The organism is Pseudomonas sp. P110(2024) (assembly GCF_057480795.1).
Genome location: NZ_JBLIYT010000005.1, coordinates 247708 through 272692, shown reverse-complemented (window position 1 = coordinate 272692; position 24985 = coordinate 247708). Strand labels below are relative to the sequence as shown.

General features: G+C 63.2%; 24 protein-coding genes and 1 pseudogene. 13 read left to right on the top strand and 12 right to left on the bottom strand.

The annotated features are described in order from the left end of the window. Nucleotides 1-53 precede the first annotated feature (53 nt). Entirely contained in the window at nt 54-752 is a 699-nt protein-coding gene (locus AC25ND_RS10360) for a pirin family protein (RefSeq protein WP_028691870.1), read from the bottom strand. Between the two features lie 187 nt (nt 753-939). Between AC25ND_RS10360 and AC25ND_RS10355 the strand changes: the two genes are divergently transcribed. Further along, nucleotides 940-3444 (top strand): UvrD-helicase domain-containing protein, encoded by a 2505-nt coding sequence (locus AC25ND_RS10355; RefSeq protein WP_486972343.1) that lies wholly within the window; start codon nt 940-942, stop codon nt 3442-3444. Nucleotides 3445-3446: 2 nt separating this feature from the next. On the opposite strand, the gene AC25ND_RS10350 is transcribed toward AC25ND_RS10355, so the two are convergent. Beyond that, nucleotides 3447-8474, bottom strand: a complete 5028-nt coding sequence (locus AC25ND_RS10350; RefSeq protein ID WP_186596916.1) for an NEL-type E3 ubiquitin ligase domain-containing protein — start codon at nt 8472-8474, stop codon at nt 3447-3449. Between the two features lie 222 nt (nt 8475-8696). Between AC25ND_RS10350 and AC25ND_RS10345 the strand changes: the two genes are divergently transcribed. Beyond that, nucleotides 8697-9113 carry a VOC family protein gene (locus tag AC25ND_RS10345; protein ID WP_028691873.1) on the top strand — a complete coding sequence of 139 codons (417 nt, stop codon included), beginning with the start codon at nt 8697-8699 and terminating at the stop codon, nt 9111-9113. A gap of 18 nt (nt 9114-9131) precedes the next feature. Here AC25ND_RS10345 and AC25ND_RS10340 read toward each other — a convergent pair whose 3' ends face one another. Both AC25ND_RS10340 and AC25ND_RS10335 read right to left on the bottom strand, forming a co-directional pair. After that, nucleotides 9132-9503, bottom strand: a complete 372-nt coding sequence (locus AC25ND_RS10340) for an MmcQ/YjbR family DNA-binding protein (protein WP_028691874.1) — start codon at nt 9501-9503, stop codon at nt 9132-9134. After that, nucleotides 9496-10398: a LysR substrate-binding domain-containing protein gene (locus AC25ND_RS10335; RefSeq protein ID WP_028691875.1), complete on the bottom strand. Its 903-nt coding sequence runs from the start codon at nt 10396-10398 to the stop codon at nt 9496-9498. Before AC25ND_RS10335 ends, AC25ND_RS10340 begins: the two co-directional genes overlap by 8 nt. Nucleotides 10399-10531: 133 nt before the next feature. Here AC25ND_RS10335 and AC25ND_RS10330 point away from each other — a divergent pair, with 133 nt between their 5' ends. Beyond that, nucleotides 10532-11143, top strand: a complete 612-nt coding sequence (locus tag AC25ND_RS10330) for an FMN-dependent NADH-azoreductase (RefSeq protein WP_062363121.1) — start codon at nt 10532-10534, stop codon at nt 11141-11143. A 148-nt stretch (nt 11144-11291) separates the two neighbouring features. Beyond that, nucleotides 11292-12341 (top strand): alpha/beta hydrolase family protein, encoded by a 1050-nt coding sequence (locus AC25ND_RS10325; RefSeq protein WP_186596914.1) that lies wholly within the window; start codon nt 11292-11294, stop codon nt 12339-12341. Here AC25ND_RS10325 and AC25ND_RS10320 read toward each other — a convergent pair. From AC25ND_RS10320 to AC25ND_RS10310, 3 genes are all read right to left on the bottom strand, one after another. Then, on the bottom strand, nt 12300-13466 hold the full coding sequence (locus AC25ND_RS10320) for an MFS transporter (protein WP_028691878.1): 1167 nt from the start codon (nt 13464-13466) through the stop codon (nt 12300-12302). The two genes, AC25ND_RS10325 and AC25ND_RS10320, sit on opposite strands and share 42 nt — an antisense overlap. A 153-nt stretch (nt 13467-13619) precedes the next feature. After that, complete coding sequence (locus tag AC25ND_RS10315; protein WP_028691879.1) at nt 13620-15206, bottom strand: ABC-F family ATPase; 1587 nt, start codon at nt 15204-15206, stop codon at nt 13620-13622. Nucleotides 15207-15226: 20 nt separating this feature from the next. Next, nucleotides 15227-15955: a site-specific integrase gene (locus AC25ND_RS10310; RefSeq protein WP_486976286.1), complete on the bottom strand. Its 729-nt coding sequence runs from the start codon at nt 15953-15955 to the stop codon at nt 15227-15229. Between the two features lie 415 nt (nt 15956-16370). On the opposite strand from AC25ND_RS10310, the gene AC25ND_RS10305 reads away from it, so the two are divergent. Continuing rightward, nucleotides 16371-16700 (top strand): hypothetical protein, encoded by a 330-nt coding sequence (locus tag AC25ND_RS10305; RefSeq protein WP_028688980.1) that lies wholly within the window; start codon nt 16371-16373, stop codon nt 16698-16700. A gap of 871 nt (nt 16701-17571) precedes the next feature. Beyond that, on the top strand, nt 17572-17868 hold the full coding sequence (locus AC25ND_RS10300) for a hypothetical protein (protein WP_028688978.1): 297 nt from the start codon (nt 17572-17574) through the stop codon (nt 17866-17868). Nucleotides 17869-17892: 24 nt separating this feature from the next. Here AC25ND_RS10300 and AC25ND_RS10295 read toward each other — a convergent pair whose 3' ends face one another. Beyond that, on the bottom strand, nt 17893-18111 hold the full coding sequence (locus tag AC25ND_RS10295; RefSeq protein ID WP_028688977.1) for a hypothetical protein: 219 nt from the start codon (nt 18109-18111) through the stop codon (nt 17893-17895). A 221-nt stretch (nt 18112-18332) separates the two neighbouring features. Here AC25ND_RS10295 and AC25ND_RS10290 point away from each other — a divergent pair. Next, a protein-coding gene (locus tag AC25ND_RS10290) for an IS5 family transposase (RefSeq protein ID WP_207852184.1) occupies nt 18333-19186 on the top strand; the annotation gives its coding sequence in 2 pieces (ribosomal slippage) (nt 18333-18674 and nt 18677-19186; 852 coding nt in all). A 194-nt stretch (nt 19187-19380) separates the two neighbouring features. On the opposite strand, the pseudogene AC25ND_RS10285 reads toward AC25ND_RS10290, so the two are convergent. Next, nucleotides 19381-19612 (bottom strand): annotated as a pseudogene (locus tag AC25ND_RS10285) (site-specific integrase); the annotation flags it as partial. Nucleotides 19613-19698: 86 nt separating this feature from the next. Between AC25ND_RS10285 and AC25ND_RS10280 the strand changes: the two are divergent. The 4 genes from AC25ND_RS10280 (at nt 19699) to fos (ending at nt 22394) form a co-directional block, all read left to right on the top strand. Further along, complete coding sequence (locus AC25ND_RS10280; protein WP_028688974.1) at nt 19699-19938, top strand: YceK/YidQ family lipoprotein; 240 nt, start codon at nt 19699-19701, stop codon at nt 19936-19938. Nucleotides 19939-20880: 942 nt separating this feature from the next. Then, nucleotides 20881-21420: a GNAT family N-acetyltransferase gene (locus tag AC25ND_RS10275; RefSeq protein WP_486976285.1), complete on the top strand. Its 540-nt coding sequence runs from the start codon at nt 20881-20883 to the stop codon at nt 21418-21420. A gap of 137 nt (nt 21421-21557) precedes the next feature. Continuing rightward, entirely contained in the window at nt 21558-21905 is a 348-nt protein-coding gene (locus tag AC25ND_RS10270) for a hypothetical protein (protein ID WP_238348145.1), read from the top strand. A 78-nt stretch (nt 21906-21983) separates the two neighbouring features. Then, a complete protein-coding gene (gene fos / locus AC25ND_RS10265; RefSeq protein ID WP_028688971.1) occupies nt 21984-22394 on the top strand; it encodes a fosfomycin resistance glutathione transferase in 411 nt (136 codons plus the stop codon). Here fos and AC25ND_RS10260 read toward each other — a convergent pair. Next, entirely contained in the window at nt 22385-22894 is a 510-nt protein-coding gene (locus AC25ND_RS10260; protein ID WP_028688970.1) for a GNAT family N-acetyltransferase, read from the bottom strand. The two genes, fos and AC25ND_RS10260, sit on opposite strands and share 10 nt — an antisense overlap. Before the next feature lie 150 nt (nt 22895-23044). Between AC25ND_RS10260 and AC25ND_RS10255 the strand changes: the two genes are divergently transcribed. Next, on the top strand, nt 23045-23545 hold the full coding sequence (locus AC25ND_RS10255) for a methylated-DNA--[protein]-cysteine S-methyltransferase (protein WP_062574172.1): 501 nt from the start codon (nt 23045-23047) through the stop codon (nt 23543-23545). A gap of 3 nt (nt 23546-23548) precedes the next feature. On the opposite strand, the gene AC25ND_RS10250 is transcribed toward AC25ND_RS10255, so the two are convergent. After that, nucleotides 23549-23791, bottom strand: coding sequence for a hypothetical protein (locus AC25ND_RS10250; protein ID WP_028688968.1), 243 nt, complete (start codon nt 23789-23791; stop codon nt 23549-23551). A 156-nt stretch (nt 23792-23947) separates the two neighbouring features. On the opposite strand from AC25ND_RS10250, the gene AC25ND_RS10245 reads away from it, so the two are divergent. Further along, the gene (locus AC25ND_RS10245; protein ID WP_186596940.1) at nt 23948-24457 is read left to right on the top strand and encodes a DUF2867 domain-containing protein; all 510 of its coding nucleotides are present in this window, start codon (nt 23948-23950) and stop codon (nt 24455-24457) included. A gap of 3 nt (nt 24458-24460) precedes the next feature. Here AC25ND_RS10245 and AC25ND_RS10240 read toward each other — a convergent pair whose 3' ends face one another. Beyond that, the gene (locus tag AC25ND_RS10240) at nt 24461-24967 is read right to left on the bottom strand and encodes a DUF3016 domain-containing protein (RefSeq protein WP_028688966.1); all 507 of its coding nucleotides are present in this window, start codon (nt 24965-24967) and stop codon (nt 24461-24463) included. Nucleotides 24968-24985: the final 18 nt, after the last annotated feature.

Below are 24985 nucleotides of genomic sequence, written 5' to 3'. Positions count from 1 at the left end.
TGCAATATCGCGACCCTTGACTCACGATAAGCCGTGGTCAAGGGCTGCGCGGGTCAGGCGACATCGACCAGCACGATCTCGCTGTCTTGCACTGCCGTCACCTTCAGCACCGTCTCCTGCTCGATCGCGACGCCGTCGCGCGCCTTGGCCTGGAGCCCGTTGACCTCGATCAGCCCCTTCGCCGGTACCAGGTAGCCGCGTCGACCAGCATCGAGGCGGTACTCGGCGCTTTCGCCGGCGCGCAGAGTGGCAGCCACCAGGCGTGCGTCGGTGCGGATGCGCAGGCTGTCCTCATCGCCCTCGCGGCCACTGGCCAGGGTCACGAAGCCCTCGCCACGTTCACCCTTGGGGAACGGCCGGGTGCCCCAGGACGGCGCATCGCCGACCTTCTCGGGAATGATCCAGATCTGGAAGATCCGCGTGTCGACCTTCTCCAGGTTGTATTCGCTGTGGACGATGCCGCTGCCGGCACTCATCACCTGTACGTCCCCGGCCTCGGTACGGCCTTTGTTGCCCAGGCTGTCCTGGTGGGTGATAGCCCCTTCGCGGACGTAGGTGATGATTTCCATGTCACGGTGCGGATGGGGCGGGAAGCCTGCGCCGGCGGCGATCAGGTCGTCGTTCCAGACCCGCAGGTTGCCCCAGTGCACACGTGCCGGGTCATGGTACTCGGCGAAAGAGAAGTGATGATGAGCGTCCAGCCAGCCGTGGTTGGCGTGGCCAAGGCTTTCGAAGGGTCGCAGTTGCAGCATGATATTGCTCCTCTGATTCGGTGGAATGGTGCCATGATGCGGTTTTGAAAGATCGATAAAAAGCGTAAATATCGGCTTTATATAATCTATTAATTCGATTCGAATGGATGCGAATCAACATGCGCTTCATCGCCTAATTGACTGATACACAAGCATTCGCTGGCACTTTCTTGCGGATGAGGTGAACATGCCCGCTGTTCTGATTCTCAATGGAGTGACCGTGCCTCACGAGCATCCCCAGGCCCCGGCCGACCTGACCCCGCCCGCCCAGTTGCCGTGGCTGCGCCGCCTGGCGGCCCGCCTGTTGGGGCGCGGCTTGTCGCGCCTGAAGGCGCAGCACCGTGACTCCTGGTTCCTGGGCCACGCCACGGGCCAGCGCAACGGCCATGCCGATGGCCTGCGCGAAGGCTACGAGCGGGGCCGGGTGGACGGCTACGAGGCCGGGCGCCAAGTCCTGGTGATCCGTGATACCCGCCCCGAGCATGTCGCTGTGCCGGGCCAGGACGACAACCTGTTCGACGACTGGCGCCTGCCGCTGACCGCCGAGCTGAAGAAGCGCTTCAAGGCCGATGTCGCCCAGCGCCTGCCCGCCGAGATGCAACCGAGCGCGGCGCAGTGGAAGCTGATCTTCAGCGATACCCCGTCCACCTGTGTGGTGGCCGGCGCCGGGGCGGGCAAGTCGACCTCGCTGGTGCTGCGCATCCTGTTGCTGCGCCATTACCTGGGCTTCGAGCTTGATGCTCTCACCGTGGTGACCTTTACCCGCGAGTCGCGCAAGGACTTCATGCAGCGCCTGCTGCAAGTGTTCGCCCAGTGGCAGGTCGAACTGTCGCCGGCCCAGGGGCGTGAGCTGGTGCGCACCTTCCACTCGCGCATCCTGCCGCTGGTACGCAGCCTGCCGGGCTTTGCCCAGGTGCGGGCGTTCGAGACGCTGGGCAGCGAGATGCCTGTCGGGGGCGAAGCCAACGCCGACAGCAACCCTTTCGACCTGCGCCTGAACGACGCCCAGCGCCAGCAGCTCAACCTGTGTTACCGCGACCTGATGGGGCATAGCCCGCGTTTCGCCGAGTTGATCGCCGCGCTGCGCCAGGAAGCCCTGCTGCTCAAGCCGCTGGATCCGGATCACCCGGATGTGCAGAAACGCGCCCAGGTGACCCAGCTGGCGGCCCAGCGCGACGAAGAACTGTGCGATGTGATCGAGGACCTGTGGTTTGCCGCCGGGGCCTGGCCTATCAAGGGTATCGAACCTTGCCGGGACACGGTGCAGATCCGTGGTAGCCGCTTTCATGTGCACGGACGCCTGGAAGGGCTGGATGCCTGGGTGGTGTTGGGCTTCGACCCGGCCGAGAGCGGCCAGTACCAACGCCCGGGCGCCAAGCTGGCGGTGCGTGCGGAGTGGGCGGTCAAGCGAACCCTGTTTCAAGCCTTCTGCGACAAGCCATTGATATGGTTGGATAACTATTCTTCTGCAAAACGGCTGGCGGCGTCTCTGGCGGGTGATGCCGTGGCGGGGCCGGGCTTCGAGTACAAGGTCAAGGGCGAGCTGGCCCCGGCGCCGTTGCTCGACGCCTTCGTCACTGCGGCCAGTTTCATCGAGAACCTAGGCCTGGACGTGAATGCGGCGGTGGCGGCCATGAGCTTCCCGTCCGGCGACACCGACGCGACCTTCTTCGAAGCCCTGGCCCTGTACTGGAAGGCGCTGGAGGCGCACCTACTGGGCCAGTCGCCGCCGGTGATGACCTACAACCGCATGTTCGCCCTGTTCGGCGAGAACAACCCGGAGAACCTCGGGCTGTTGCCCGACCCGTTGCTGCGCCCCCTGGCGCACCTGATGATCGACGAGTTCCAGGACGTCTCGCCGCAGATCGTCAGCTGGCTGCGCGCGAGCCTGGCCGAGATCCGCCGCCGTGGGCCGGACCTGCATGTCGGGCGGGTGGCGCAGCATTCGTCGCTGATGTGTGTCGGCGATGACTGGCAGTCGATCTACGGCTGGCGCGGCAGTTCGCCGAAGTACTTCATGGAGTTCACCAAGGCGTTTCCGTCGCCCGCCAACACGCGTGTGATGCTGGTAGAGAACTACCGTAGCCAGCAGCACATCATCGATGCCGCCGAACACCTGGTCAAAGGCGCGCCGGCCATCACTGGCAAGAAGGCCAAGGCCGCAGGGCTGGCGGCTGAATTGCCGTTGGCACCGGTGAGGGTCTTCGACCGGGACGAGGCGGCACTGGCCGAGACCGTGATCGAGCACTATCAACGTGGCGAAACAGTCATGATACTGTTTCGAAAATCCAGCGATAAACTATTGATAGAGCAATATATATCATCGATTGTTAAAGTTGATTCTAGCTTGCCGATCGGCCAGCGCCGCCTGCGCCAACTGACCTATCACAGTGCCAAGGGCCTGCAGGCTGACACGGTGTTCATGCTGGGCGATTGCCAGTACCTGACCAGCTCGCCCTACAAGAACCAGGTCTACCGTCTGGCCGGCCTGGGTAAGCCGGGTGATGCCCAGGCGTTCGACACGGCGCAGAAGGAAGAGGTGCAAAGACTGGCCTATGTGGCTGTCACGCGAGCAGTCCGGCATTGCTACTGGCATGTGGAAAAGGCCAGTGGCGAGGTGGCCGGGCAGCCGCGCGCGTCGAGCCAGGTACACGGCCGGCAGGTCTTCTTCGAAGACCTGCGCGGCCAGTAGGCTCAGTTGTTGGGGTCGCGGCGTGCGGTCAGGCCAAGGTAGAGGGCGTCTTCGTCCGCTTCCAGGCCCAGGGCCATGCGGTTCATGCCCGCGACATACTGTTCACTGGTGAGGGTCTGGCGCAGGGGCTGGCCATCTTCGCCAAGGGGACTGCGCCCCAGCGCCTGGGTCAGCGCTTCGATCACCGGGGGTTCGAGCGTGCCGTCCAGGTCATTGCCCTCCAGGAAGTCCATGCCGACATCCCAGCGACGCCTGAGCACATTGAAGCGAGTAATGAATTCCCGGTGCAGCAAGCGGCGCCAGGTCGGGTGTCGAGAGATCCACTGGCGACGCCTGTCGGCGCTAGTGTCCCGTGTCTCGACCTCATTGCGTACCGCATCTTCGGTCTGCGCCGAGATTTCGGCGGTTTGCCGGTACAGCATGTCCTGTTGGAACTCGGGGAAGTCCAGTATCCTCGACAGGCGAGTGCGCAGGGCCAGGCGAATCTCGATCAGGTCCAGGCCTTCGCCAAGGCCATTGTGCAGCACGTCGTCCGACAGCGTATCGAAGCGATGCAGCTCGCTTACTGCGGGCCTGGCACCGCGCTCGTCCAATGGCTGGGCATGCCAGGCATCCATTGCACGTAGGGCATCGCGTCGCGCAAGCCTGGCGTTGAACAGGTCCTGGGCCAGGGCGTTCACCTGGTCTCGTCGGAACAGGCGCCTAAAGAACTGGAACAGTGGTGGCGTGGCAACCTCGTCACCGGCGATTCCATAGTCGGCCTTGATCTCTGCGGCCTCATCGTAGGCCATTACTTCGACCTGCAAGGTATCGAAACCATCGGCACCGGCATCGCCGCAGGTCACCGGGAACTCGCTGGCCACCTCGTTAAGGCGGGTGCGCAAGCGAGTGCTGGCGGCAGCCCGATCAAGCAGTCTCCAGACCTGACGGGCAAAGGCCCTGGGCTGACGCAGCGCGCTGGCTGACATGCCGACCTGTTCGATGACCTCGCGCAAGCTGGTGTTGCGGTCCTCGTCAAACAATGCGTTCCAGGTGGCTTGGCGGGCTTCGCTGGCACCGCTCAGCCAGTCGATTCGCTGCGCAGGTGCAGGCAAAGGCGCCTCGATCGTTTCTTCCTCGGCGGAGGCGCCGATGACCCTCAGGCTTGTGCGGGTGCGTTCATCCAAAGGGTTGTAGTTGAAGCGCCAGCGATAGCCAGGACGTCTGGCCAGCAGTGCGTCTGAATAGGCTGAGTAGATCAGCGAGTCGAAATCGGGAATCTGCGTGATGCGATTCATGCTCAGGTCCACTTCGCGCAGCATGCATGGGGTGCGCTGCATCAAGGTGCCGAGCCCGGATGGCCAGTGCTGCAACTGGGTGCTGTCCAGACGCAGGGTGGCCAGGTTCTCCAGGTTGCCCACGTCAGGGCCGAGGCCCAGCGGATTCAGGCTCAGGTGCAAGTGCCGCAACGCACGCATCGAGCCAAAGGCCCCCGCCATTTGCGCATCCAGCGCAATGCGGTTGACCCGCAGATCCAGGGTCTCCAGGCGCAGGCCCGCAATCATCTGCAGGTCCGGCAGGGTCAGGGTGAGGCGGTTGCGGGGCAGTTCCAGGCTGCGCAGATTGTCCAGTGTCGGCAATACCTCGTGGGCGACAGCTGGCAGCTCCCCCAGGCGTGCCCCGCTCAGACGCAGTTCACGCAATTGCGGAGCATTGCGCAGTGCCCGCAGGACCGAAGCGGCGCTCAACTGCGGGCTGCTGCGCACATCGATTCGCCGTAATGACACAAAGGCCTGCAGGAAGTCGGCGGGCATTTCGATCACGTTGAGGTTCTCCAGCGTCAACGTGGCGATGTGATCGAAACGCGCCGCTAGCGGCGGCAACGCATCGAGGGTGATATTGGACAGGCTGAGTACTTCGCCGTCCAGGCGCTGCCAGGCCCGGACCAGTTGGTCGGCGGTCCTGGTGAAGTAGGCGCCGACTTCTTCGCCCCAGTCGTCGGCGCCTTTGCTGGCCCAGGCGCCGAGCTGTTCACGCAGTGTTGCCAATTGAGCACGCAATGCCTGAATCTGTTCAGTAGCGCTGCCCCTGACGCGCAGGGTAACCAACAATTGCCTGACCTCGCGATCACCGAGCCCGGGGTACAAGGCATGCAGCTCGCGTTCGGCCCGGGAGGCGAATACGCCTGGGCTCAGCGGGTAGCCATACCTGCCATCGCTCAGGCGCAGGGGCGAGCGAAAGCCGGGGCTCACCGGTTGCTGGCCGATCAGCCTGGCGGCTGCGGGACGGTCGGCAAGCGCCGCGTGATAGCGCTGTTGCGCGGACCTTTGTGGGTAGCGGGCCAGCAGGTTGTCGCTGATCAGCTGGCTATCGGCGTTGGCCAGGCTGTTGCGGTACAGGCCCAGGATTGCCCGGTCCAGTCGCACGCGGGCTTGCAGCAGCCGTGCTTCCTCGGCAATACGCAGGGGAACCCGGCCTGCAAGCAGGCTGTTGCGTTCGGCGCTGCTGGCCTGGCTGGCCAGTTCGTCGAGTGCCTGCCGGGGCAGGCCGGGAAACTGTCGACCGATGGCCAAGATCGTGGGCGTGGCTGCGCTGGTATGAGCGTTGTAGAGGCTGTCGAACAGCGCCGACCGACTTGCGCTCAACCGGTCGGCCATCAGCGTCTGCAAGGCCTGTTGGCGTTGCCCGGCTGAGGCACCCTCGGGCAGCAGGGCGTTTACCGTTTCTTCGTCCAGGTTTTCCAGGACGATCCTGGCCAGGTCGCCGTTGTCCAGGTCGCTGCGGGTCAACTGGATTACCTGGTCACCGAGCCGATCGCGCCCATAGCGGGTGGCGCTGCCCATCGGCTCGACCCCCTCGAAAACCTCCAGCACCACATCCTCGGGCCAACCGGGCAGTTCGCCGAGCACACTGATGGCGAATTGTTTGTAGGCTGCCAACGGGCGGCCCTGGCGGGTTCTGGCGATGATCTCGTCGGCGGTGCTGTCGGCCTTGAGCCGGCGCAGGGCGTCCTCGAGCAGCGCCGGAGGGCGCCTGCCGTCGGCGTGGACCTGCTCCAGCACGCCACGGTCCAGGCCGCTGCTGTCGAGCGCTGCCAGCAGTTCTTCATCGTTCAAGCCCTTGCAGAGCGGACCGAGGCGGCGCATCAGCTTGACCCGGCTCCAGTCCTGCGGCCGCTCGTGCGACAAGCGCCAAGCCCCTTCGCCATTGCCACGCAGTCGTGGCTGATAGGCCTGTGGATCTTCCGGATGGACAATGCGCCAGTCTTCATCGCTGTGCTTTCGCACCTCGTGGAGCGAATCGTCCAGTTCGATGAAATGCCGATTGTCATACTGCAGGATGCCTTGGTTGTCCGGTTGCAGGTCCGCCGGCAGTTCGACCGGGCTGCGGTAGGGCTGCAACTGCGGGTGCCACAGTCGCTGCTCGCCATTGATCCAGAGGCTTTCCATCCCGTCGACAAAGCCGCTGGCCCTGGCCAGCTTGGCGACGCCAGCGATGGCGATCACGCTGCCGAGGTTGATGAGCAGCGACTCGACCTGCCCTGCGGCCTGGGCGTTGTCACCTTCGGACCAGGCTTCGAAACCGTGGAAGATACTGCTCATGACCTGGCCTGCGCCCACTGCCAGCATGGCGACGTCCAGGCCGGGGACGAACATGGCCGCCACCCCCAGCAGGTTGAAGCCGCGCTCGCCCCACAGCATCAGGCGCTCACGCCGTGCCTTGGCGTCGACATCGGCCGTCGGTACCGCCACCCCGCGCGCGTCGTCCTGCAGGCGTTGTACATGGTCGTTGAACAGCTTGGGCCACACCGGGAAGGCGATGGGGGTTTCATGGATCGCCAGCACCGGGAAGCGGACGGGTCGCGGTGTTGGTGGCTCATCTGCTTCGCTGGCCGTTTCCTGTCCTTGCCAGGGATGCGTGCCAGGTTCGGTCTCGGCAAACGCGGAGGAAGGCGTCTCGAGGGGGATCACCTGCGCCCGGGGGCCTTCGAACAGCCTGGCCTTGAGTTTTCTTGCCATCTCGGGGCGATCCTTCAGGGCGACATGTTCCAGAAAACGTTCGCGATAGCCGGGCTCCAGCAGCCGGCGCCGTAGGTACCTGCCGAAGGCGAGCAGGTTGATGAACTCCTGTACAGGTTGATCGTCGTCGAAGGGCAGGTAGGCGATACAGGCGGGGGCGGGCTGGCTGTTTGCTTTCAACAGCCACAGGTCGTGCAATTGAGTGCCCAGCATGCTCAAGGTCAGCACCGAGGCCGTTGCCGTCCCGTAACTTGGCGCTTGGTCGGTGGTACAGAGCTGGAGCAATGCCTGGAGGCCTTCATCCGTCAGGTGTCTGCGCATATGGGCGATCAGCGCCTGCACGGCAAGCTCATCGCGCCGCGCTTGGCTCCATAGCGGTTGCAGCACGGCATTTCGCGTGCCGCCGTAGATGCTTTGCAGGTGCTGCTGATAGCGCTTGCCCAGGTCGAGTGCACGGCAGTGGCTGACAAAAGCGTTTGTACTCAAGCCAGGGATTGGTGTGGTGTCTTCGACACTGAGCTGCAAGGTGCTGAAGGGGCCAACCTCAGCCATGCCTTCGAAATTGTGCAGAGCGGCTTCCAGCAGGCTGGTGAGCGTGGCGGCGCCGGTCGGTTGCTCGGTCAGGATCACCGGGCGGGGCATGACATGGGATGCGTCCGGATCGGGAAACCCACCCATCTGGCCCTGCGTAAATGGCTGACGGTTGAACTGCGCTTGTGTAAGGGAGACCTGCACGCCCAGTCGCGCCTTCAGCAAAGGTTCGCAGAACTCGGTGATGCCCCGCAGAGCCTGTAAGGCCTTGGCCAGTGCCTTGCTACTGGTCGTTCGCTGCTTGATGGCCTCGCGCAGTTCTGCCTGGCGGACCGGCGAGGCCTGGACGAACCAGTCCGCGAACTGTCCGTCCGGCTTGATGTGTTCCCGGTGTGCCCGACGCAACAGCCTTTGAGTGTGGGTTGGATGCAGATGCCTGGTCCAGCCCGGCAGGCTGCGCAAGATCTGTTGCTGGTGGTAGGGAGGATCGAGGCTGTGCATGGTCGCATTCCAATAAGGGGGAGCGACCATTCAAGGACAGTGGGAAGGGCTTGAGGCGGTACATAGTTGAGCCGCTTCCAGGGCGATGGCTGACATGTCAGGAGCCGTTTGGCCCACAGCACCTGCGGCGGACCTACCGTCGGCCATTGACGGCGTCGGCCTAAGGTCAGCCGGCGGGGACGCTGCTATGGTCTAGACAAAGCCTGAACGTGGAGCACTGCCATGCCAGCTTTCACCATCCTGCATATTGACCACCTGGTCCTGCGCGTCGGCGATCTGCAGCGCAGCCTGGCCTTCTACCATGAACTGCTTGGCTGTCCGGTGCGCAAACGCAGGGATTCGCTGGGGATGATCCATCTGGGGGCCGGCGACGGCCTGATCGACCTGGTGGCTGTCGATGGTCCGCTGGGGCGCCAGGGCGGCCCGCTGCCCGGCCCGAGCGGGCACAATGTCGACCATTTCTGCCTGCGCATCGAGCCGTTCGACGAACCGTCGCTGAGCGCACGGCTGCGTGAGGCCGGGGTAAGGGTCGAGGCCGCAGAGAAACGCTACGGCGCTGAAGGTGAGGGTGTCTCGCTGTACTGTTACGACCCCGATGGCAACCGCGTCGAACTCAAAGGGCCGCCCATTCAGGCATAAAGGTGCTGCGATGCGCACTCAGCTTGTAGACCCAAGCAGCAACCCCGCCTGCTGACGTTTGGGCAAGCGCTGCACCACCAGTTGGTGCGACCGCTTAAGCAGGTCGCTCAGCTCGTCGCGGCCCATCGGGTAGGGCGGCAACATGCTGATCCACTTCGCCCGCGCCAGGTAAGGCGCCGGGCGAATGCCGGGGCGGTCGCAGTAGCCGAGGAACAGCTCGTCGGCCACCTTGAACGACAAGCCGGCGCCGCCCAGGTCCTGCACGGCGAACATCTTGTTGCCGGCCACCGAGAACACCCGGATGCCGCCCCATTTGTAGTCTTCCCGCGCCCCAGGCAGGGCCAGGCACAGCGCCGCCACCTGCTCCTCGGACAGCCTTTTCTCAGACATAACGCTCTCCACAGGCTTCGAATGAAGCCGCCAGGTGATCGATCCATGCGCGTACCGCTGGCAGCAGGCCCCGGCGGTGCGGGTAGACCGCCTGCAGGTAGCCGCCGGGCAGCGACCAGTCTGGCAGCAGGCGCACCAGTTCGCCACGGGCCAGTTCTTCCTCGCAGAACATCGACGGCAGGGCGGTGAAGCCCAGCCCTGCACGTACCGCGGCGTTGCGCACGACAAAGTCGTCGATGGCCAGCCGCGGCTCCAGGGCGACTTCCTCCTGACGGTCATGGGGCCCGTGCAGACGGAAGTGCACCAGGCGGTCGGCTTCGGCCGCGCCGAGCACCGGCAGGGTCGCCAGCTCGGCGGGCTCGCGGATATGATCGGCGAAGCCCGGCGCGGCCACCAGCTGCATCTGCGCCTGGCGCAGGCGCCGGGTGACCAGCGCCGGGTCCTCGTCGCCCAGGTCGCGTACCCGCAGGGCGACGTCGATGCCCTCGGAGATCAAGTCGACCCGGCGGTTGAGCAGCACCATGTCGAGCTGCACCTGGGGGTATTGGGTGAGAAAGCGACTGATCACATCCGGCAGGAAGGCGTGGGCCAGGGCCACCGGGCAGGACACCCGCAGGCGACCCCGGGGCTCGCTGGACATGCTGGCCACTACCTCGTCGGCCATCTCCGCCTCCAACAGCATGGCCTGGCAATGGTTCAGGTAGCGCTCGCCCACGGCGGTGAGCTTGAGCTGCCGGGTGGTGCGCTGCAGCAGGCGGGTGCCCAGGCGCTCCTCCAGCTCGGCGATGCGCCGCGACAGGCGCGACTTGGGGATGCCCAGCTGGCGCCCAGCGGCGGCGAAACCACCGGCTTCGACCACCCGGGCGAAGTAGAAGAGGTCGTTGAGGTCTTGCATTTGACAGTCTCATTGTTCCATCAGTGGAACAAACTAACGCGTTTTTACCGACTTATCAGCTATTCGATGTGCCGATAGGATTGCTCCCATCGTGATCGCCCACCGCCGCGGTCTTCATTCACAGGAGAGTCCCATGAAACTGTTGCATATCGATTCGAGCATCCTGGGCGACAATTCCGCCTCCCGCCAGCTGAGCCGCGAAGTGGTCGAGGCCTGGAAAGCCGCCGACCCGAGCCTCGAAGTGGTCTACCGCGATTTGGCTGCCGATGCCATCAGCCACTTCTCCGCCGCCACCCTGGTCGCCGCCGGCACCCCGGAGGAGATGCGCGATGCCGCCCAGGCCCACGAGGCCAAGCTGAGCGCCGAGACCCTGGAAGAATTCCTCGCCGCCGACGCCGTTGTGATCGGCGCGCCGATGTACAACTTCACCGTGCCGACCCAGCTCAAGGCATGGATCGACCGCGTGGCGGTGGCCGGCAAGACCTTCCGCTACACCGAGGCCGGCCCTGAAGGCCTGTGCGGCGACAAGAAGGTGATCCTGGTGTCCACCGCCGGTGGTCTGCACCAGGGCCAGCCGACCGGTGTCGGCCATGAGGACTTCCTCAAGGTGTTCCTCGGCTTCATCGGCATCACCGACCTGGAAATCGTCCGCGCCCATGGCCTGGCATATGGTCCGGAGCACCGTGCCAAGGCCATCGACGCCGCCCAGGCGCAGATTGCCGGTGAGCTGTTCGCCGCCGCCTGATTGCGACTGCTTGACCAAAGCCGACTGCCGCCCAGCGCGCCAGTCGGCTTTTTTCATCCAGTTTTCATGTGCTGGCTGCGAGCCGGGTTCTATGCTGGCCTCCATACCCGAGTGCTGCGCAGTGCCTTGCGACGAGGAGTGCCCTGCGATGAAACGAACCCGTATGCTGATGGCGCTGTTGCTGCTCGGCGGCCTGCTGGCACACGCCGACGCGGCGCCGTGGGTGGCCGGGTTGCACCGCCTGACGCTCACTGACCCGGTGGACGCCCGGCCCATGCAGGCGCTGGCGTTCTATCCTTCCAGCGGCGAAGCGCGCCCGGTGCGCATTGAGGGCTACCAGACCCGTGTCGCCGAAGAGGCGCCGGTGGCCATGGGCCAGTTCCCGCTGCTGGTGATCTCCCACGGCAACACCGGCAGCCCGATGGCCTTGCATGACCTGGCCAATGGCTTGGCTCGCCAGGGTTTCGTGGTGGTGGCGGTGGTCCACCCCGGGGACAACAACCGTGACCATAGCCGCCTGGGTACCCTCAGCAACCTCTATGGCCGGCCACTGCAAATCAGCGCCGCGATCACCGCGGCGCGCAACGACAGGCTGCTCGCGCCGTATCTGAATGACGGCAAGGTCGGGGTGATTGGCTATTCCGCCGGCGGCGAGACCGCACTGATCCTGTCCGGCGCACGGCCCGACCTCGAACGCCTGCGCCGCTATTGCGAGCAACGCCCCACCGACACCGACGCCTGCAAGACCCATGGCGTGCTGATCGCCGACCACAGCGAGCTGGCGCCCCGCGCCGATCCCCGGGTGGGCGCGGTGATGCTGATGGCGCCGCTGAGCCTGATGTTCGGTCGTCACGCATTGGCCGGCGTGCAGGTGCCGGCGCTGATCTACAGCGGTGACAACGACCAGTTGCTGGTGTTGGAGCACAATGCCGATGCCCTGGCGCGCAAGCTGCCGGTCACCCCCGACTACCGCCTGCTGGCCGGCGCCGGGCACTTCGTGTTCATGGCCCCTTGTGACGATGAGCAGCATCAGCGCATGCCGGTGCTGTGCAAGGACGCCGAGGGCGTCGACCGTCAGCATATCCACCGCTCGCTACGCAGCGAGACCACCGCCTTCTTTAGCCAGGCTCTGGGCGCGCCGGAGCCCGCTGAGCGTTCAGCCGCGGCGGGCCAACAACAGGGTCAGGCCCACCCCTGACAGGGCGAGCAGGGCGGCGACGCAGAAGATCGAAGCGTACCCCAGGTGCACCGCCACCGCGCCCATCACCGGGCCCGCGATGGCCAGCGCCAGGTCGAAGAACACCGCGTAGGCGCCCAGCCCGGCGCCACGGCTGCTGCTGGGGACCTGGCGGATCGCCTCGACGCCCAGGGCCGGGTACACCAACGACAAGCCGAAGCCGGTCAGCCCGGCGCCAACCATCGCCCACAACGGCGACGGCGCCAGCCACAGCAGGCTCAGCCCGAGCACCTCGGTGGCCATGCAGGCGATGGCCACGTTGTAGCCGCCGTAGCGGTTGACCGCATTGACGAACAGCAGTCGCGAGAGGATGAAGCACAGGCCGAAGGCGCTCAGGCACCAGGCGGCGCCGACCCAGCCGCGCTCGAGGTAATACAGGGTGACGAAGGTGGTCAGGGTGCCATAACCGATCGACGCCAAGGTCAATCCCACGCCACAAGGTGCCACGCGGCCGAACGCCGACCAGAACGGCAACCGTTCGCCGCGCACCACCACCACGTCCGGCCGCGTACGCAGCACCAGCAGGGCCAGCAGCGCCAGGCCCAGCAGTGCAGGCCCGAGCACGGCAAAGCTCAGGCCGTCCACCAGTAGCACGCCAGCGGGCGCGCCAATGGCGATGGCGCCATAGGAGGCGATGCCGTTCCAGGAGATGACCCGCGCGGTATGTTCCGCTCCCACCTGGCCGATGCCCCAGCTCAGCGTCGCGACGCCGATCAGCCCTTGGGCGATGCCCAGCAACAGCCGGCCGCCCAACAGCAGCGCCAGGCTCAGCCAGGGCAGGGCGAGGGCCCAGGCCGACAGCAGGGTCAGCACACCGCAGCCGGCGATGCCGTACAGGCCGTAGCGGATCGCGCGCTTGCCGCCAAGGGTGTCCGCCACCCGCCCGGCAAAGGGCCGGCTGAGCAGGGTGGCCAGGTACTGCAGGCCGATGGTCAGGCCGGCGATCACCGCGCCGAAGCCCAGCTGGTCGTGCACATGGCCAGGCAGCACCGCGATCGGCAGGCCGATGCAGAGGAAGGCGATGAAGGTGTAGAGGACGATCGAGAGAATCTGCAGGGTGACGCTGGAGGCGTGTGGCGCGGTCATGGGCTCGTTCGCGGGCGGGCGGTGGGGCTGTGCCCATCATGGCTGCCGCGCGACGGAAAAGAAAGCAGGCTAACTAATTAAACGTGTCGCGGGGCAAGTCGCATCGGCGTACCGCCGCGACTTGCCCCGCGATGAAGGTTACTCAGCGTTGGCTCAGACCACCACGCCCTGACTGCGCAGGTAGTCGTCATAGGTCCCGCTGAAGTCCACCACGCCATCGGCTGTCAGCTCGATGATGCGGGTGGCCAGCGACGACACGAACTCACGGTCGTGGCTGACGAACAGCAGGGTGCCCGGATAGTTCTCCAGTGCCAGGTTCAGCGCCTCGATCGATTCCATGTCCAGGTGGTTGGTCGGTTCGTCCATCACCAGCACGTTGGGTTTTTGCAGGATCAGCTTGCCGAACAGCATGCGGCCCTGCTCACCACCGGAAATCACCTTCACCGACTTGAGGATCTCGTCGTTGGAGAACAGCATGCGCCCCAGGGTGCCTCGGATCACTTGCTCGCCGCTGGTCCACTGGCCCATCCAGTCGAACAGGGTCATGTCGTCTTCGAAGTCGTGGGCGTGGTCCTGGGCGTAGTAACCCACCTCGGCACTGTCGGTCCACTTCACTTCGCCCTTGTCCGGGGTCATTTCACCGACCAGGGTGCGCAGCAGGGTGGTCTTGCCGATGCCGTTGGGGCCGATGATGGCCACGCGCTCGCCGGCTTCGATGGTGAAGCTGAAGTCCTTGAACAGCACCTTGTCATCGAAGGCCTTGGCCATCTTCTCGACGGTGACCGCCTGGCGGTGCAGTTTCTTGGTCTGCTCGAAGCGGATGAACGGGCTGACCCGGCTCGACGGCTTGACCTCGGCCAGCTGGATCTTGTCGATCTGCTTGGCGCGCGAAGTGGCCTGCTTGGCTTTCGAGGCGTTGGCCGAGAAGCGGCTGACGAAGGTCTGCAGCTCGGCGATCTGGGCTTTCTTCTTGGCGTTGTCCGACAGCAGTTGCTCGCGGGCCTGGGTAGCCGCGGTCATGTATTCGTCGTAGTTGCCTGGGAACAGGCGCAGCTCGCCGTAGTCCAGGTCGGCCATGTGGGTGCAGACGCTGTTGAGGAAGTGGCGGTCGTGGGAAATGATCACCATGGTGCTGTTGCGCGCGGTGAGGATGGTTTCCAGCCAGCGGATGGTGTTGATGTCCAGGTGGTTGGTCGGCTCGTCGAGCAGCAGCACGTCCGGATCGGAGAACAGCGCCTGGGCCAGCAGCACGCGCAGCTTCCAGCCGGGAGCGACTTCGCTCATCGGGCCGAAGTGCTGCTCCAGCGGAATGCCCAGGCCCAGCAGCAGCTCGCCGGCACGGGACTCGGCGGTGTAGCCGTCCATCTCGGCGAATTCGGTTTCCAGCTCGGCGACGGCCATGCCGTCTTCCTCGGTCATCTCCGGCAGGGAGTAGATGCGGTCGCGTTCAGCCTTGACCTTCCACAGCTGCTCGTGGCCCATGATCACCGTGTCGATCACGGTGAATTCTTCATAGGCGAACTGATCCTGGCGCAGCTTGCCCAGGCGGGTGTTGGGCTCGAGCATCACCTGGCCGCCGGATGGCTCCAGGTCGCCACCGAGGATCTTCATGAAGGTCGACTTGCCGCAACCGTTGGCGCCGATCAGGCCGTAGCGGTTGCCGTTGTTGAATTTGACCGAGACGTTTTCGAACAGGGGCTTGGAGCCGAACTGCATGGTGATGTTAGCGGTGGAGATCAAGTGCCTTACCTATCAATAACTTACGTGGAGTCTTCGCAGCTACGGACCAATTTCGGACCAATTTGGAGCTTTTCGAGCTCCTGCCAGTCGCTGGACGAGTTGATCCGGCGTGCATACGTCGATAAGAGCATCTGCACGCTGTGCCCGAGCTGTTGGGCGATAAATGCGGGGTTGAGACCAGACATTAAACATATTGTCGCATAGGTGTGGCGGCAGTTGTATGGCGGCCGGTATCGAATCCCTAGTCGTCGGAGTAGCCGGTACATCAGGGGCAGCTCGATGCCCGCACGCAGCAGGATGGCCTTGCAGTCATCCTTGCCCAAGCTGCGGTCAATCAGCGGGACGATCACTGGGCGGTCTGGGTTTCGCTCCCTGAAGTCTTCCAGGCGGTCGGCTTCCTCGGCGGTGTAACCGAACACCATCACATCACCTGGCTGTTTCCACGAGTCGAGCAAGCGCCGCTTGAGGATCTTGGTACACGGCGTCCCGGTTCGGCCTTTCATGTAGCGCTTGCGGCGAAACACCTCGTGGGCGTCGGCGCCGTACTTCTCGTCCCGCAGGACGGTGATCGGCTGGCCGAACCATGTTTCGCAGTCCTGGGCGAATCGGCGGTTGTCGGATTCCTCATTGGCAAGGAACGCATTGATGATCTGCACGTCGTGCGTGCTGCCGTACTCTGCCAAGGCCAGCTTGGTGGCCACCGCCGAAGCGGCGCCGCAACTGAACTGGCAGACGATCCTTGCGCTCATTGCGGCGCCTTCCAGATGCTGCCTGCTTTGCTGGTGGCCAGGATGCGTATTCCCCTGGCGGCAGTTCGTCGGTCACATCGCGACCGGCCCACTGTAGGAACCTGTCTATCGGCATGCGCGGATAGTGGCGCCCAGGGGCCACTGATGGTCCGTCGTACTGGACCTTGTCCACGCCGATATAGATAACGGTGCGATCGTTCACCAAGCCGCAGCTGCGCACGCATGCGGGCTTCTTGCCGCGTTAGGTGCGGCCGCGCTCCAGTTTGAGTATTTCAGGCATGACGATTCCTTGGCCGCCATATCGCGGCAGTTGTGAAAGTTCGTAACCGATTCAATTTATTTCTGGATAAGCTGAGGAAGCTCTATACGCTGACTGTTACGTCAACTTTCTTCCATTCTTCTCGAAGGCCCGACCATGCGTAATCGCGGGAAGGTGTACTGGGATTGGGCCGATCCGCAGCTGCATTTCCGCAACTGCGATGAGCGTCTGTCCTGCGGCACCCTGATCAATGTACAAGTGCGCACTTCGCCTCTCGGGGCTACCCAGCTCTTCTTTGGTATCTACAAAGAGAAGGGTGAAATGCTGGTCGAAGAGAGCTATGCAGACTGCAAGGGGCAGACCATGAGTGCGGCAATGGCATGGGCGCTGCAGCATGCGAAGGAATGGGTTGCAACCACCTTTCCGGCGATACCCGTTCAAGCGAGACAACCCTTGCCGAGGAAGGGATCGCGACTCGCAAAGTAGAGGGAGAGAGGTTACAGCTGGGTGGAGTACAAATGTGCTCCGTACGGATTCCCTAAGTGATCGCTTCAATTTAGTGTCACAATGACGGCGCAGGGACATCGGCACGTATTCTCGGGCCAGCCCTTTAGGACATCAGTCCAATGCTAAGCAATGATGATTTTCGATACATGGCTCATCGGCACCTCCTCGAACTGGATGCCTCAAGTTCCAGGCTCAGGTACCTGGTTTCTAGCGGCGAGATTAAAGGCGTCCCTTGGGACGATGCGGTGGCCTGGCACCAGAAGTCATATGACGCTTGGGTCATCTTCCTCAGCCAGAAAGCTCAAGCTCCGTTGTCAGGTTGATCCGAAGTCGCAGAGGATCTGCGACTTTCAGCCTCGATCCCTGCTCAGACCTTTCCTGTAACACAGCTCTGGCAATCGAGCCGTCCTCTAGGGGCGCGCAGCTTGCCCTGTGCATGTTGCTGGATTGGTTTTCTGTTGGCATGGTCATCTCCTCTGGGTCGGCGTTATCGTTGAATAGGGGAAGGCGCTGGCGGGCAACGCCGTATGTGGCTCAGTTAAGCGAGTGGTATGCTTCGCCGCTTACCAAACAAGGAGCGTGGTAATGGGGTTGCGGGAGAGGCATAAGGCTTTGCAGGAGTGGCTCACTCCAAGGCGCCGGCGGCGCACTGGGGCAACTCTGATCGTCGCTTGGATCGCTGCGGCGGTAGTGTGGCCAAGCATCAGCTGGGCCTGGATCGGTGGACCAGGCGTCTACATCTTCTTCAGCGCATGGCCGCCTGAGCTGCACGATAATCGTTGAGGTACTGGTGGGCAGCTCCAAATTGGGCTATTGCTTCCTTCTCGGTCAATCCACCAAGGAGTGTGAGATGAAGAGATTAGTGTTGGGGACATTGTTGGTGGTGTCTGGCGCGGCCCAAGCCGGTATTCCGCTGGTGAACGCCACATGCCCAGGAAACATCGAGGTTCACGCCGACAAGGGCGGCCCGATCTACATCAATGGCAAGGAAGCAAAGCTGAAGAAGTTCAACGACAACTACTTCGAAGCCAAGGGCAGCGATGTGACTATCTCGCTGTCGATCAACCCGGATGGCTCGCCTGATGTTTCATATACCGGTAAGAACCGAGCCAACGGGGTCTGCCAGGTAAAGGGTGCGGACTCCTAAAGCGCTGCCGGCTGTGCAGTGAAGTCAGTCGTAGGCTTCTTCGCTGTAGCGGATGTTGCCAACGTACATCTGCTCGTATTCAACCTTGGTGCCGCCCGTGTACAGGTTCAGTACCAAGGCCTCGGCGCCGTACGCGCTGCCAAGAATCAGCGACTTCTTCATGTCGGTTTCGCCAACACGCAGGGAGTAGCACTCACCTTCACCAGTGAACGCCATCTGCACCTGACAGGAATACTTGTCCACCCCCTCGTTGGCATCGGCATAGAGGTGCCAGTATTCGGAGGTGAACGAGTAGCCCGTGCCTTTCTCGACAATGAAAGTCGGCGCCTCGCTACCATGCTTGTCGCGGAGGTGGCTGTCTTCGAAGGCCCTAGGTTCTGTATGAAAACCTTTGAAACCTCACCGGAGTCTCTGGCGGCCTGATTTTCCGTAGAGTTCTCGCTTTTTAGGCGAAGGATTCTGCCATGTCCAAGCGATACGAACTTTCCGGCGCAGAATGGGAAATAGTCGCGGACCTCTTCACCGCACATCGACGTACAGGACGCCCAAGAGTTGACGATCGCTTGATGCTCAACGGCGTGTTGTGGGTGCTGTGCTCAGGTGCAACCTGGCGGGACATGCCTGAACGATTCGGGCCGTGGTCGACGGTCTATCAACGATTTCGAGACTGGCGAAACCAAGGAACCTTCAACAAAATGCTCAAGCGGTTACACCTCAAACTCAATGCACAGGGCCAGATTGACTTGACCACCTGGTGCATCGACTCAACCGCCGTGAGGGCCACCCGAGCCTCTGCCGGAGCAGGCAAAAAAGGGGGGCTGAAGAACCAAAGGACCACGCACTTGGACGAAGCCGGGGCGGGTTGACGACGAAAATTCACATGGTCAGTGACGCCCGTGGCATCCCACTCCACTTCACGCTCTCTGGTGGTAATGCCAGCGACATCTCCCATGCTCAGCGCCTGCTGGACGGTGTCCACATCCCTTCGAATCGAGGTAGGCCACGCAAGCGCTGCCGCTGGCTCCTGGCCGACAAAGGCTATGACGCAGAATCCTTGCGGCAATACTGCGACCGCTATCGGATGCAGCCGGTGATTCCGCTGCGTGACATGAAACGCAAGCCGAAGCCGGGCTTGCCGTGGCTATTTGACAAGCCCAAGTATCGGCAGCGGAACGCTATCGAACGCCTATTTGGTTGGTTGAAGGAGCACCGCCGCCTGGGTACACGCTATTGCAAGCTAGCGGAAAGCTTCGCTGCAATGCTCACGCTGGCTTGCTGGCGGCGGTGTTTACGACATTACTTTTCGTACAGTGCCTAGAAAGCCTTATGCACATTCGGCATGGGGCATCTCGGACCAGATTCGGACCAATTTGCGAACCAGCGGATGCGTTCCGGTAGGGGATTGAGGGGGATTTGGCCCAACAAAATCGACACATCCCCACCCGCCAAATCCCATCGTATAGCGCATGGTGATATTAGCGGTGGAGATCAAAGCGCTTACCTATCAGTAACTTACGTGGCTGGATTTTCAGCTGATACCGATCTGATACCAATCCTGAGCGTGTCCAGCTCGTTCCAGTCGGAGCTTGAGTTGAGCCAACGCGCATGCGTCGACAGCAGCATGCGCACGCTGTAACCCAGCTGTTGGGTGATAAATGCGGAAGTTGAGGCCAGACATTGCGGCTATTGTCGCGTAGGTGTGACGACAGTTGCATGGGGCTCTCCTGATCCCCAGTTCACTCAGCCTCTTCACCATGGGCGCCAGTGGGTGACCCACGCCACGCAACGGCGTCTATAGAGGTCTGTGCAAGGAAGCAAAAAGGACGTTACGTGATTTGCAAGGCGATTTTACTGGTGCTGATAGCCAGCTTGAGTGGGTGCATGGCTACCGCCATGCGCATGGATTATGACAAGCACCGATGCCCCTACATCGGCCTCAGGTTCGATTGGTGGCTGGTCGGCACCTCCAAAGGCAAGCTGATCCCTTTTTTACTGATTGATGCGCCGTTTTCCCTGGTGGTGGACACCGTTTTCTTTCCCTTTGAGTATCAATACACCTGCAACCTCTGATCATGGGCCAGTCTTTGGCTGAGCCTTCCAACGGCAAGTGCAGCGCGCAGCATCCGGCTGGCGCTCGCTGACGGTTCGGGCAGGGCCTGCTCAGTCAGTGGCTGCCCCTTCGAGTGCGGTTCTTCTCATTCCTGCCTGACGAACCTCTCGCGGTGGCAGCGGTTTCGCCGCGCTGGGCCCATCGCCAGACTGCATCCCCTTCAATTCGCTGGGCGGAATGTGGACATGCAGCTGCCGACGGCGCTGCTGGATGATCTTCTGGATGCGTCTCATGGGGGCACACCTTGATGGGCATCCTTGCGCGAGCCAGGGGCATGTTCATCAGTAAACGCCTGTTTGCCCGAAACGCCCGTCTCGCCTGACCAATGGACATGGCCCCGGCGCGGGCAGGCTGGAATGGGAGTTGCTTGAACCCAGGAAAGCGATCATGCGGGGAGAGCGGACATGTTCCAGAATGATTTCGATTTCATGAGCTTCGTCGTGGCTGCCGTGCTGGCTTTGGATGTGGTGGCGGTTTTTGTGTTTCTCCAGGCCGGTGCCTGATCCCCATTCCTGGGGATACGGCCCCTGAACTGGCGCTTGTGCCTGCACGCCACGGCAACATCGACCCAGCAGCCGGGTATCGAATATGATTCAGTCTTTGCCGGCCAGGGGAGTTCTGATGGGATGGTTGGATCGTATGAGGTCAACGAGAGAGCGGATCAGCGCTCGGCAACGCTGCTCTGCGAAATGACCAGCAACCCCTCGATGTAGTCATGCACCTCTGCCTCGACGGGCATCTGGTCCATGCGCAGCACCTTGATGTTCGAACACCCCACCTATCCCAGCACGGTGGATTTCCACGCGTGGGGCAAACCTTCGCTATTGACTCAAGATCCAGTAGTGGCATGGCAACCTCCTTGTTGCGAGGAGTGCCTGGTAGAAGGGAGTTTCAGTTTACCCATGCTCATCGAAACACCGCGTCTTGTCCTGCGCCCCTGGGCCGATCGGGACATCGAGGCCTTTGCCCTCGTCAATGCCGACCCCGAAGTCAGGCGCTACTACTACCCTGCGATACTGTCTTCCGATCAAACCCGGTCGATGCTCGCGGACTGCGATCAACATCTGCAGGTCCACGGGTTCGGTTTCGTCGCCGTCGAGCGCAAGGCCGATGGCGCATTGGTCGGTGGGCTTGGGCTGTCCCTGACCGGGGATGAGATCCCGGGCGGCCCGCAGGTCGAAATCGGCTGGATCCTCGGACGCAGCCACTGGCGGCAGGGCTACGCATTCGAGGCGGCCAGCGCATGCCTGGAGCACGCCTGGTCGACGCTTGGATTAAGGCAAGTCATCGGCTACACCTCCAGCATCAATACCCCATCACGGGCATTGATGGAGCGGCTGGGTATGCGTTCGGACCCGGCGGAGGACTTCCCCGATCCAACGGTGCCTGAAGGCAATGCATTGCGCCCGCATGTGCTCTACCGAATCGACAAGCCGACCTGAAAGCCTGGCGATATAGCGAACCGGCCTACCGTGCCCGTCACCCCGGGCTAGTCTTGTAGATCGTAAGCAGACTATTAAAAAGGGTGGTGGGTGTATGACCCTGTCCAGGGCTTGCTGCTGGGGTGGTTGGAGTCTGTATGAGCCGTTTGACGATGGCAGTGGTGGCCAGCCTGTTGCTGGCCGGCTGCGCACATGATCCCGATATCCGCGCGGGCCGAGACAACACTTTCGGCATGACCTCGAAAAGCCCGCCGGAGTACCTGAACTGCGTCAAGGCCGAGCTTCCCGATACGGCCACGACCTATGTCATGCAGAACCAGGACGCCCTGGAGCTGTTTGTCGCCAGCACCGACCCGAACAAGGCCGAGGGGCTGGTCAAGGTTCAAGGCGCCGCCGGGCGGCATCAGTTCTCGGCGTATCAGCGTGATGCCTGGTATGACAAGGGGCGTCTGCTCGATGCCGCGCTGATGTGTTCGCGGGTATGATCGCAGCGTAGCGGGGCGCGCTCGTTTCCATCGCGCTCCGTGAAGCGATCCCGCCTCACTTCACCTCAGGTGCCCCTCATGTTGAACGGACTCAACCATCTCACCCTGGCGGTTTCCAGCCTGCCGGACAGCATCGTGTTCTATCAGCAGGTCCTGGGCTTCAAGCTTGATGCGCGCTGGGACCGCGGTGCCTATCTGAGTCTGGGCGACCTTTGGCTGTGCCTGTCGGTCGACCAGATCGAGGCAGGCGACTTACAGCGCAACTACACGCACTACGCATTTTCCATCCGCCAGGCCGACTTCGTGGCATTCGCCCAGCGCTTGCATGAGCATGCCGTGCAACTTTGGAAACAGGACAGCAGCGAGGGCGATTCGCTGTACTTCCTCGACCCGGACGGCCACCAGCTCGAAGCCCATGTCGGCGATCTGCAGTCGCGGCTGGCGGCCTGTCGGGCCAAGCCCTACGCGGGCATGGTGTTCTACGGCTGACGCATCCGCGCCATGCACAGCGCATCGACATACACCCCGTCACGCACGCCGTAATCGCGCAGCCGGCCTTCGGTCTCGAAGCCGAACTTGCGATACAGCGCCAGCGCCGGCTCATTGTCGGCGTAGACGGTGAGCTGGACCCGGCGCAGGTTCATCCAGTTGTCGGCAATGTCGAGGATGGCGGCCATCAGCCGCGAGCCGACGCCCCTGCCTTGCCAGGCCTGGGCAACACCCATGAGCAGCTCGCCCAGGTGCGCCTGGCGGATGCGCGTGCTCTGGTCGAGGCCGATGTTACCGATCACCTGGCCCTGGTGCACCGCCACCAGGCGGACCTGTCGCTCATGGTAGGTGGCCAGGCGCTCACGCCAGACTTCGACGGACTGATAGGGCATCTGCAGTACCTGGCGGCATACGGCAGGTTCGTTGTAGAGCGCAGTGATGCCCTGCAGATGCTGCTCGGCAAAACGTTCGATGACGATGTCGGGCGATGGGTCGTTCACTGTGTTTCCATCCTTTGAAAAACGAGTGGCGCTTCAGTGTACGAGGCGCAGGCCAAAGCTGGCCAGTGGCGATGGCCGGGCAAGAAAGCGGATGCGCCGTCGTGCCGCGATGGGTAGAGTGCAGCGATCGTCGTCTTGCCGGAGCCTGTCATGTCTTGTGCCTTCACCCTCATGCAATCGCCTGTCGGCACCTTGACCCTGGTGGCGCGGGGCGAGCGGCTGGCCGCCGTGCTGTGGGAGCACGAGCGGGAGAACCGGGTGCGCCTGGGCGACCTGCACCGCGACGACCGGCACGGCGTGCTGCGCGAGACCGCCCGCCAGCTGGGCGAGTACTTTGCCGGGCAACGCCAGCGTTTCGAGCTGGAACTGGATTTCGCCGGCACCGAGTTCCAGCGGGAGGTCTGGGCGGCGCTGTTGACCATTCCCTTCGGCCAGACCCGCAGCTACGGCGAGATCGCACGGCAGATCGGCAAGCCCGATGCGGTCCGTGCGGTAGGCGCGGCCAACGGACGCAACCCGATCTCGATCATCGCACCGTGCCACCGGGTGATCGGAGCCTCGGGCAGTCTCACCGGTTTTGCCGGCGGCCTGCCGGCCAAGCAGTTCCTGTTGGCACTGGAAGGGCGGCAGAGCCTGGCGCTGGATTTCTAGGCGTCAGTCGAGCCAGAAACAGAGCAGCGCCAACACGAGGGCCAACAGCGTGCCCGCAAACAGGCTGTAGTGGCGGTGTGCGCGGCGGGCGTGGGCTTCGACTTCTCGCAGGTACTGCCCTGGAGGCGGGGCGTCCGGGCGATGGCGCAGGCCTTCGGCAATATCGGCCAAGCGTCCGCGAATCAGGGTGCCCACCAGATACCAGGCGCTGGTATAGCTGGCCAGGATCACCAGCACATATTTCATAGGGGCGATACCCCGGCAGTGCCTGCCGGTGAGACCGGTCGTAGCATGCGGGTCCTCATGGTGCATCCGTCCTTGGCATGTCGTCGGCTGACGAGGATACAATCGATGGGCGCTGACTCCCAGCGCCGATGTGTCGATTTCATGGACGAGACCGCAATGACCCATGCCGCAGCCATACCCGCCGACTCATTGATCGCCCCCCACGCCGCGCAGGCGGGCTTTCGTCATTGCCGGGCGATCGACCTGGCGGACGACGGGCTGCCCGCCATGGCGCACTTCCTGCGCCTGATGGCGAGCATGCCCGGCTGGATCGACGAACTGATGGTCCTACGCAATCGCCTGGTCGGGCTGCTTGGGCTGAAGAACCTGGGCCGGTTGACCGCCATCGATCCAGCCCGCGCCCCGGACAGCTACCAGCCCGGAGAGCGGGTGGGCATCTTTACGTTGATCAGCAACAGCGCGAATGAGGTGCTGTTGGTCGACCGCGATCATCATCTGGACGTACACATCGCCCTGATGCGTCGCCCGACGGCCCCGGGGCGGTGCGAGGTGCTGGTCAGCACCGTGGTGCGCACGCATAACTGGCTGGGCCGCCTGTACATGCTGCCGGTGGCGCCGTTCCATCGCTTGATCGCGCCCATCGCCCTGCGCCGGCTGGCGCGGTGACGATCAGGACGGCGGCGCGAAGCGTTGACGGAACCAATCACCGAGCATGGCCTTTTCCGCATACAGCCGGTCGTTACTGCCCAGGCGGCCGGGGCGGCTGAGGTACATCTTGTCGCTCAGGTGTTCCTGGGCCTTGAGCGCGGCCTGCCCTGGCTGCTGAAGGGTGTAGTCGAGGTCGATGCTGGGCCAGGTGACCTCGCGCATGAAGCGCACATCGTAGGCCTGGCTGTGCCAGGGCTCGAAGCGCCCGGCCAGGTCGATGTCGCGGATGTCGATGACCAGTTGCTGGCCGGGTCGCAGGTAGCGCTGGCCGAGCTTCTGCAGGTGCTGGGTGAGGGCCTTCATCACTTGCGGGTCGGCGCCTTGGGGATAGCCGCGGTTGTCGAGGCTGGCATCGCGGAATTTTTCCGGGTGGTCGAAACGCACCTCGACCTGCGCGGTCGGGGTGCCCTGTGCCATGCTGTCGAATGCCAGCACCAGCAACAGGGCGCTGGCCAGGGTGGTACGCATGATGCACCTCCGGGGTGG

Coding starts and splice junctions, on each gene's coding strand:
- AC25ND_RS10250 (WP_028688968.1), bottom strand. CDS start 23,791: ATGAAATATGTGCTGGTGATCCTGGCCAGCTATACCAGCGCCTGGTAT.
- AC25ND_RS10345 (WP_028691873.1), top strand. CDS start 8,697: ATGCCAGCTTTCACCATCCTGCATATTGACCACCTGGTCCTGCGCGTC.
- AC25ND_RS10275 (WP_486976285.1), top strand. CDS start 20,881: ATGCTCATCGAAACACCGCGTCTTGTCCTGCGCCCCTGGGCCGATCGG.
- AC25ND_RS10340 (WP_028691874.1), bottom strand. CDS start 9,503: ATGTCTGAGAAAAGGCTGTCCGAGGAGCAGGTGGCGGCGCTGTGCCTG.
- AC25ND_RS10360 (WP_028691870.1), bottom strand. CDS start 752: ATGCTGCAACTGCGACCCTTCGAAAGCCTTGGCCACGCCAACCACGGC.
- AC25ND_RS10300 (WP_028688978.1), top strand. CDS start 17,572: ATGAAGAGATTAGTGTTGGGGACATTGTTGGTGGTGTCTGGCGCGGCC.
- AC25ND_RS10350 (WP_186596916.1), bottom strand. CDS start 8,474: ATGCACAGCCTCGATCCTCCCTACCACCAGCAACAGATCTTGCGCAGC.
- fos (WP_028688971.1), top strand. CDS start 21,984: ATGTTGAACGGACTCAACCATCTCACCCTGGCGGTTTCCAGCCTGCCG.
- AC25ND_RS10240 (WP_028688966.1), bottom strand. CDS start 24,967: ATGCGTACCACCCTGGCCAGCGCCCTGTTGCTGGTGCTGGCATTCGAC.
- AC25ND_RS10245 (WP_186596940.1), top strand. CDS start 23,948: ATGACCCATGCCGCAGCCATACCCGCCGACTCATTGATCGCCCCCCAC.
- AC25ND_RS10255 (WP_062574172.1), top strand. CDS start 23,045: ATGTCTTGTGCCTTCACCCTCATGCAATCGCCTGTCGGCACCTTGACC.
- AC25ND_RS10310 (WP_486976286.1), bottom strand. CDS start 15,955: ATGAGCGCAAGGATCGTCTGCCAGTTCAGTTGCGGCGCCGCTTCGGCG.
- AC25ND_RS10270 (WP_238348145.1), top strand. CDS start 21,558: ATGAGCCGTTTGACGATGGCAGTGGTGGCCAGCCTGTTGCTGGCCGGC.
- AC25ND_RS10305 (WP_028688980.1), top strand. CDS start 16,371: ATGCGTAATCGCGGGAAGGTGTACTGGGATTGGGCCGATCCGCAGCTG.
- AC25ND_RS10355 (WP_486972343.1), top strand. CDS start 940: ATGCCCGCTGTTCTGATTCTCAATGGAGTGACCGTGCCTCACGAGCAT.
- AC25ND_RS10320 (WP_028691878.1), bottom strand. CDS start 13,466: ATGACCGCGCCACACGCCTCCAGCGTCACCCTGCAGATTCTCTCGATC.
- AC25ND_RS10335 (WP_028691875.1), bottom strand. CDS start 10,398: ATGCAAGACCTCAACGACCTCTTCTACTTCGCCCGGGTGGTCGAAGCC.
- AC25ND_RS10330 (WP_062363121.1), top strand. CDS start 10,532: ATGAAACTGTTGCATATCGATTCGAGCATCCTGGGCGACAATTCCGCC.
- AC25ND_RS10325 (WP_186596914.1), top strand. CDS start 11,292: ATGAAACGAACCCGTATGCTGATGGCGCTGTTGCTGCTCGGCGGCCTG.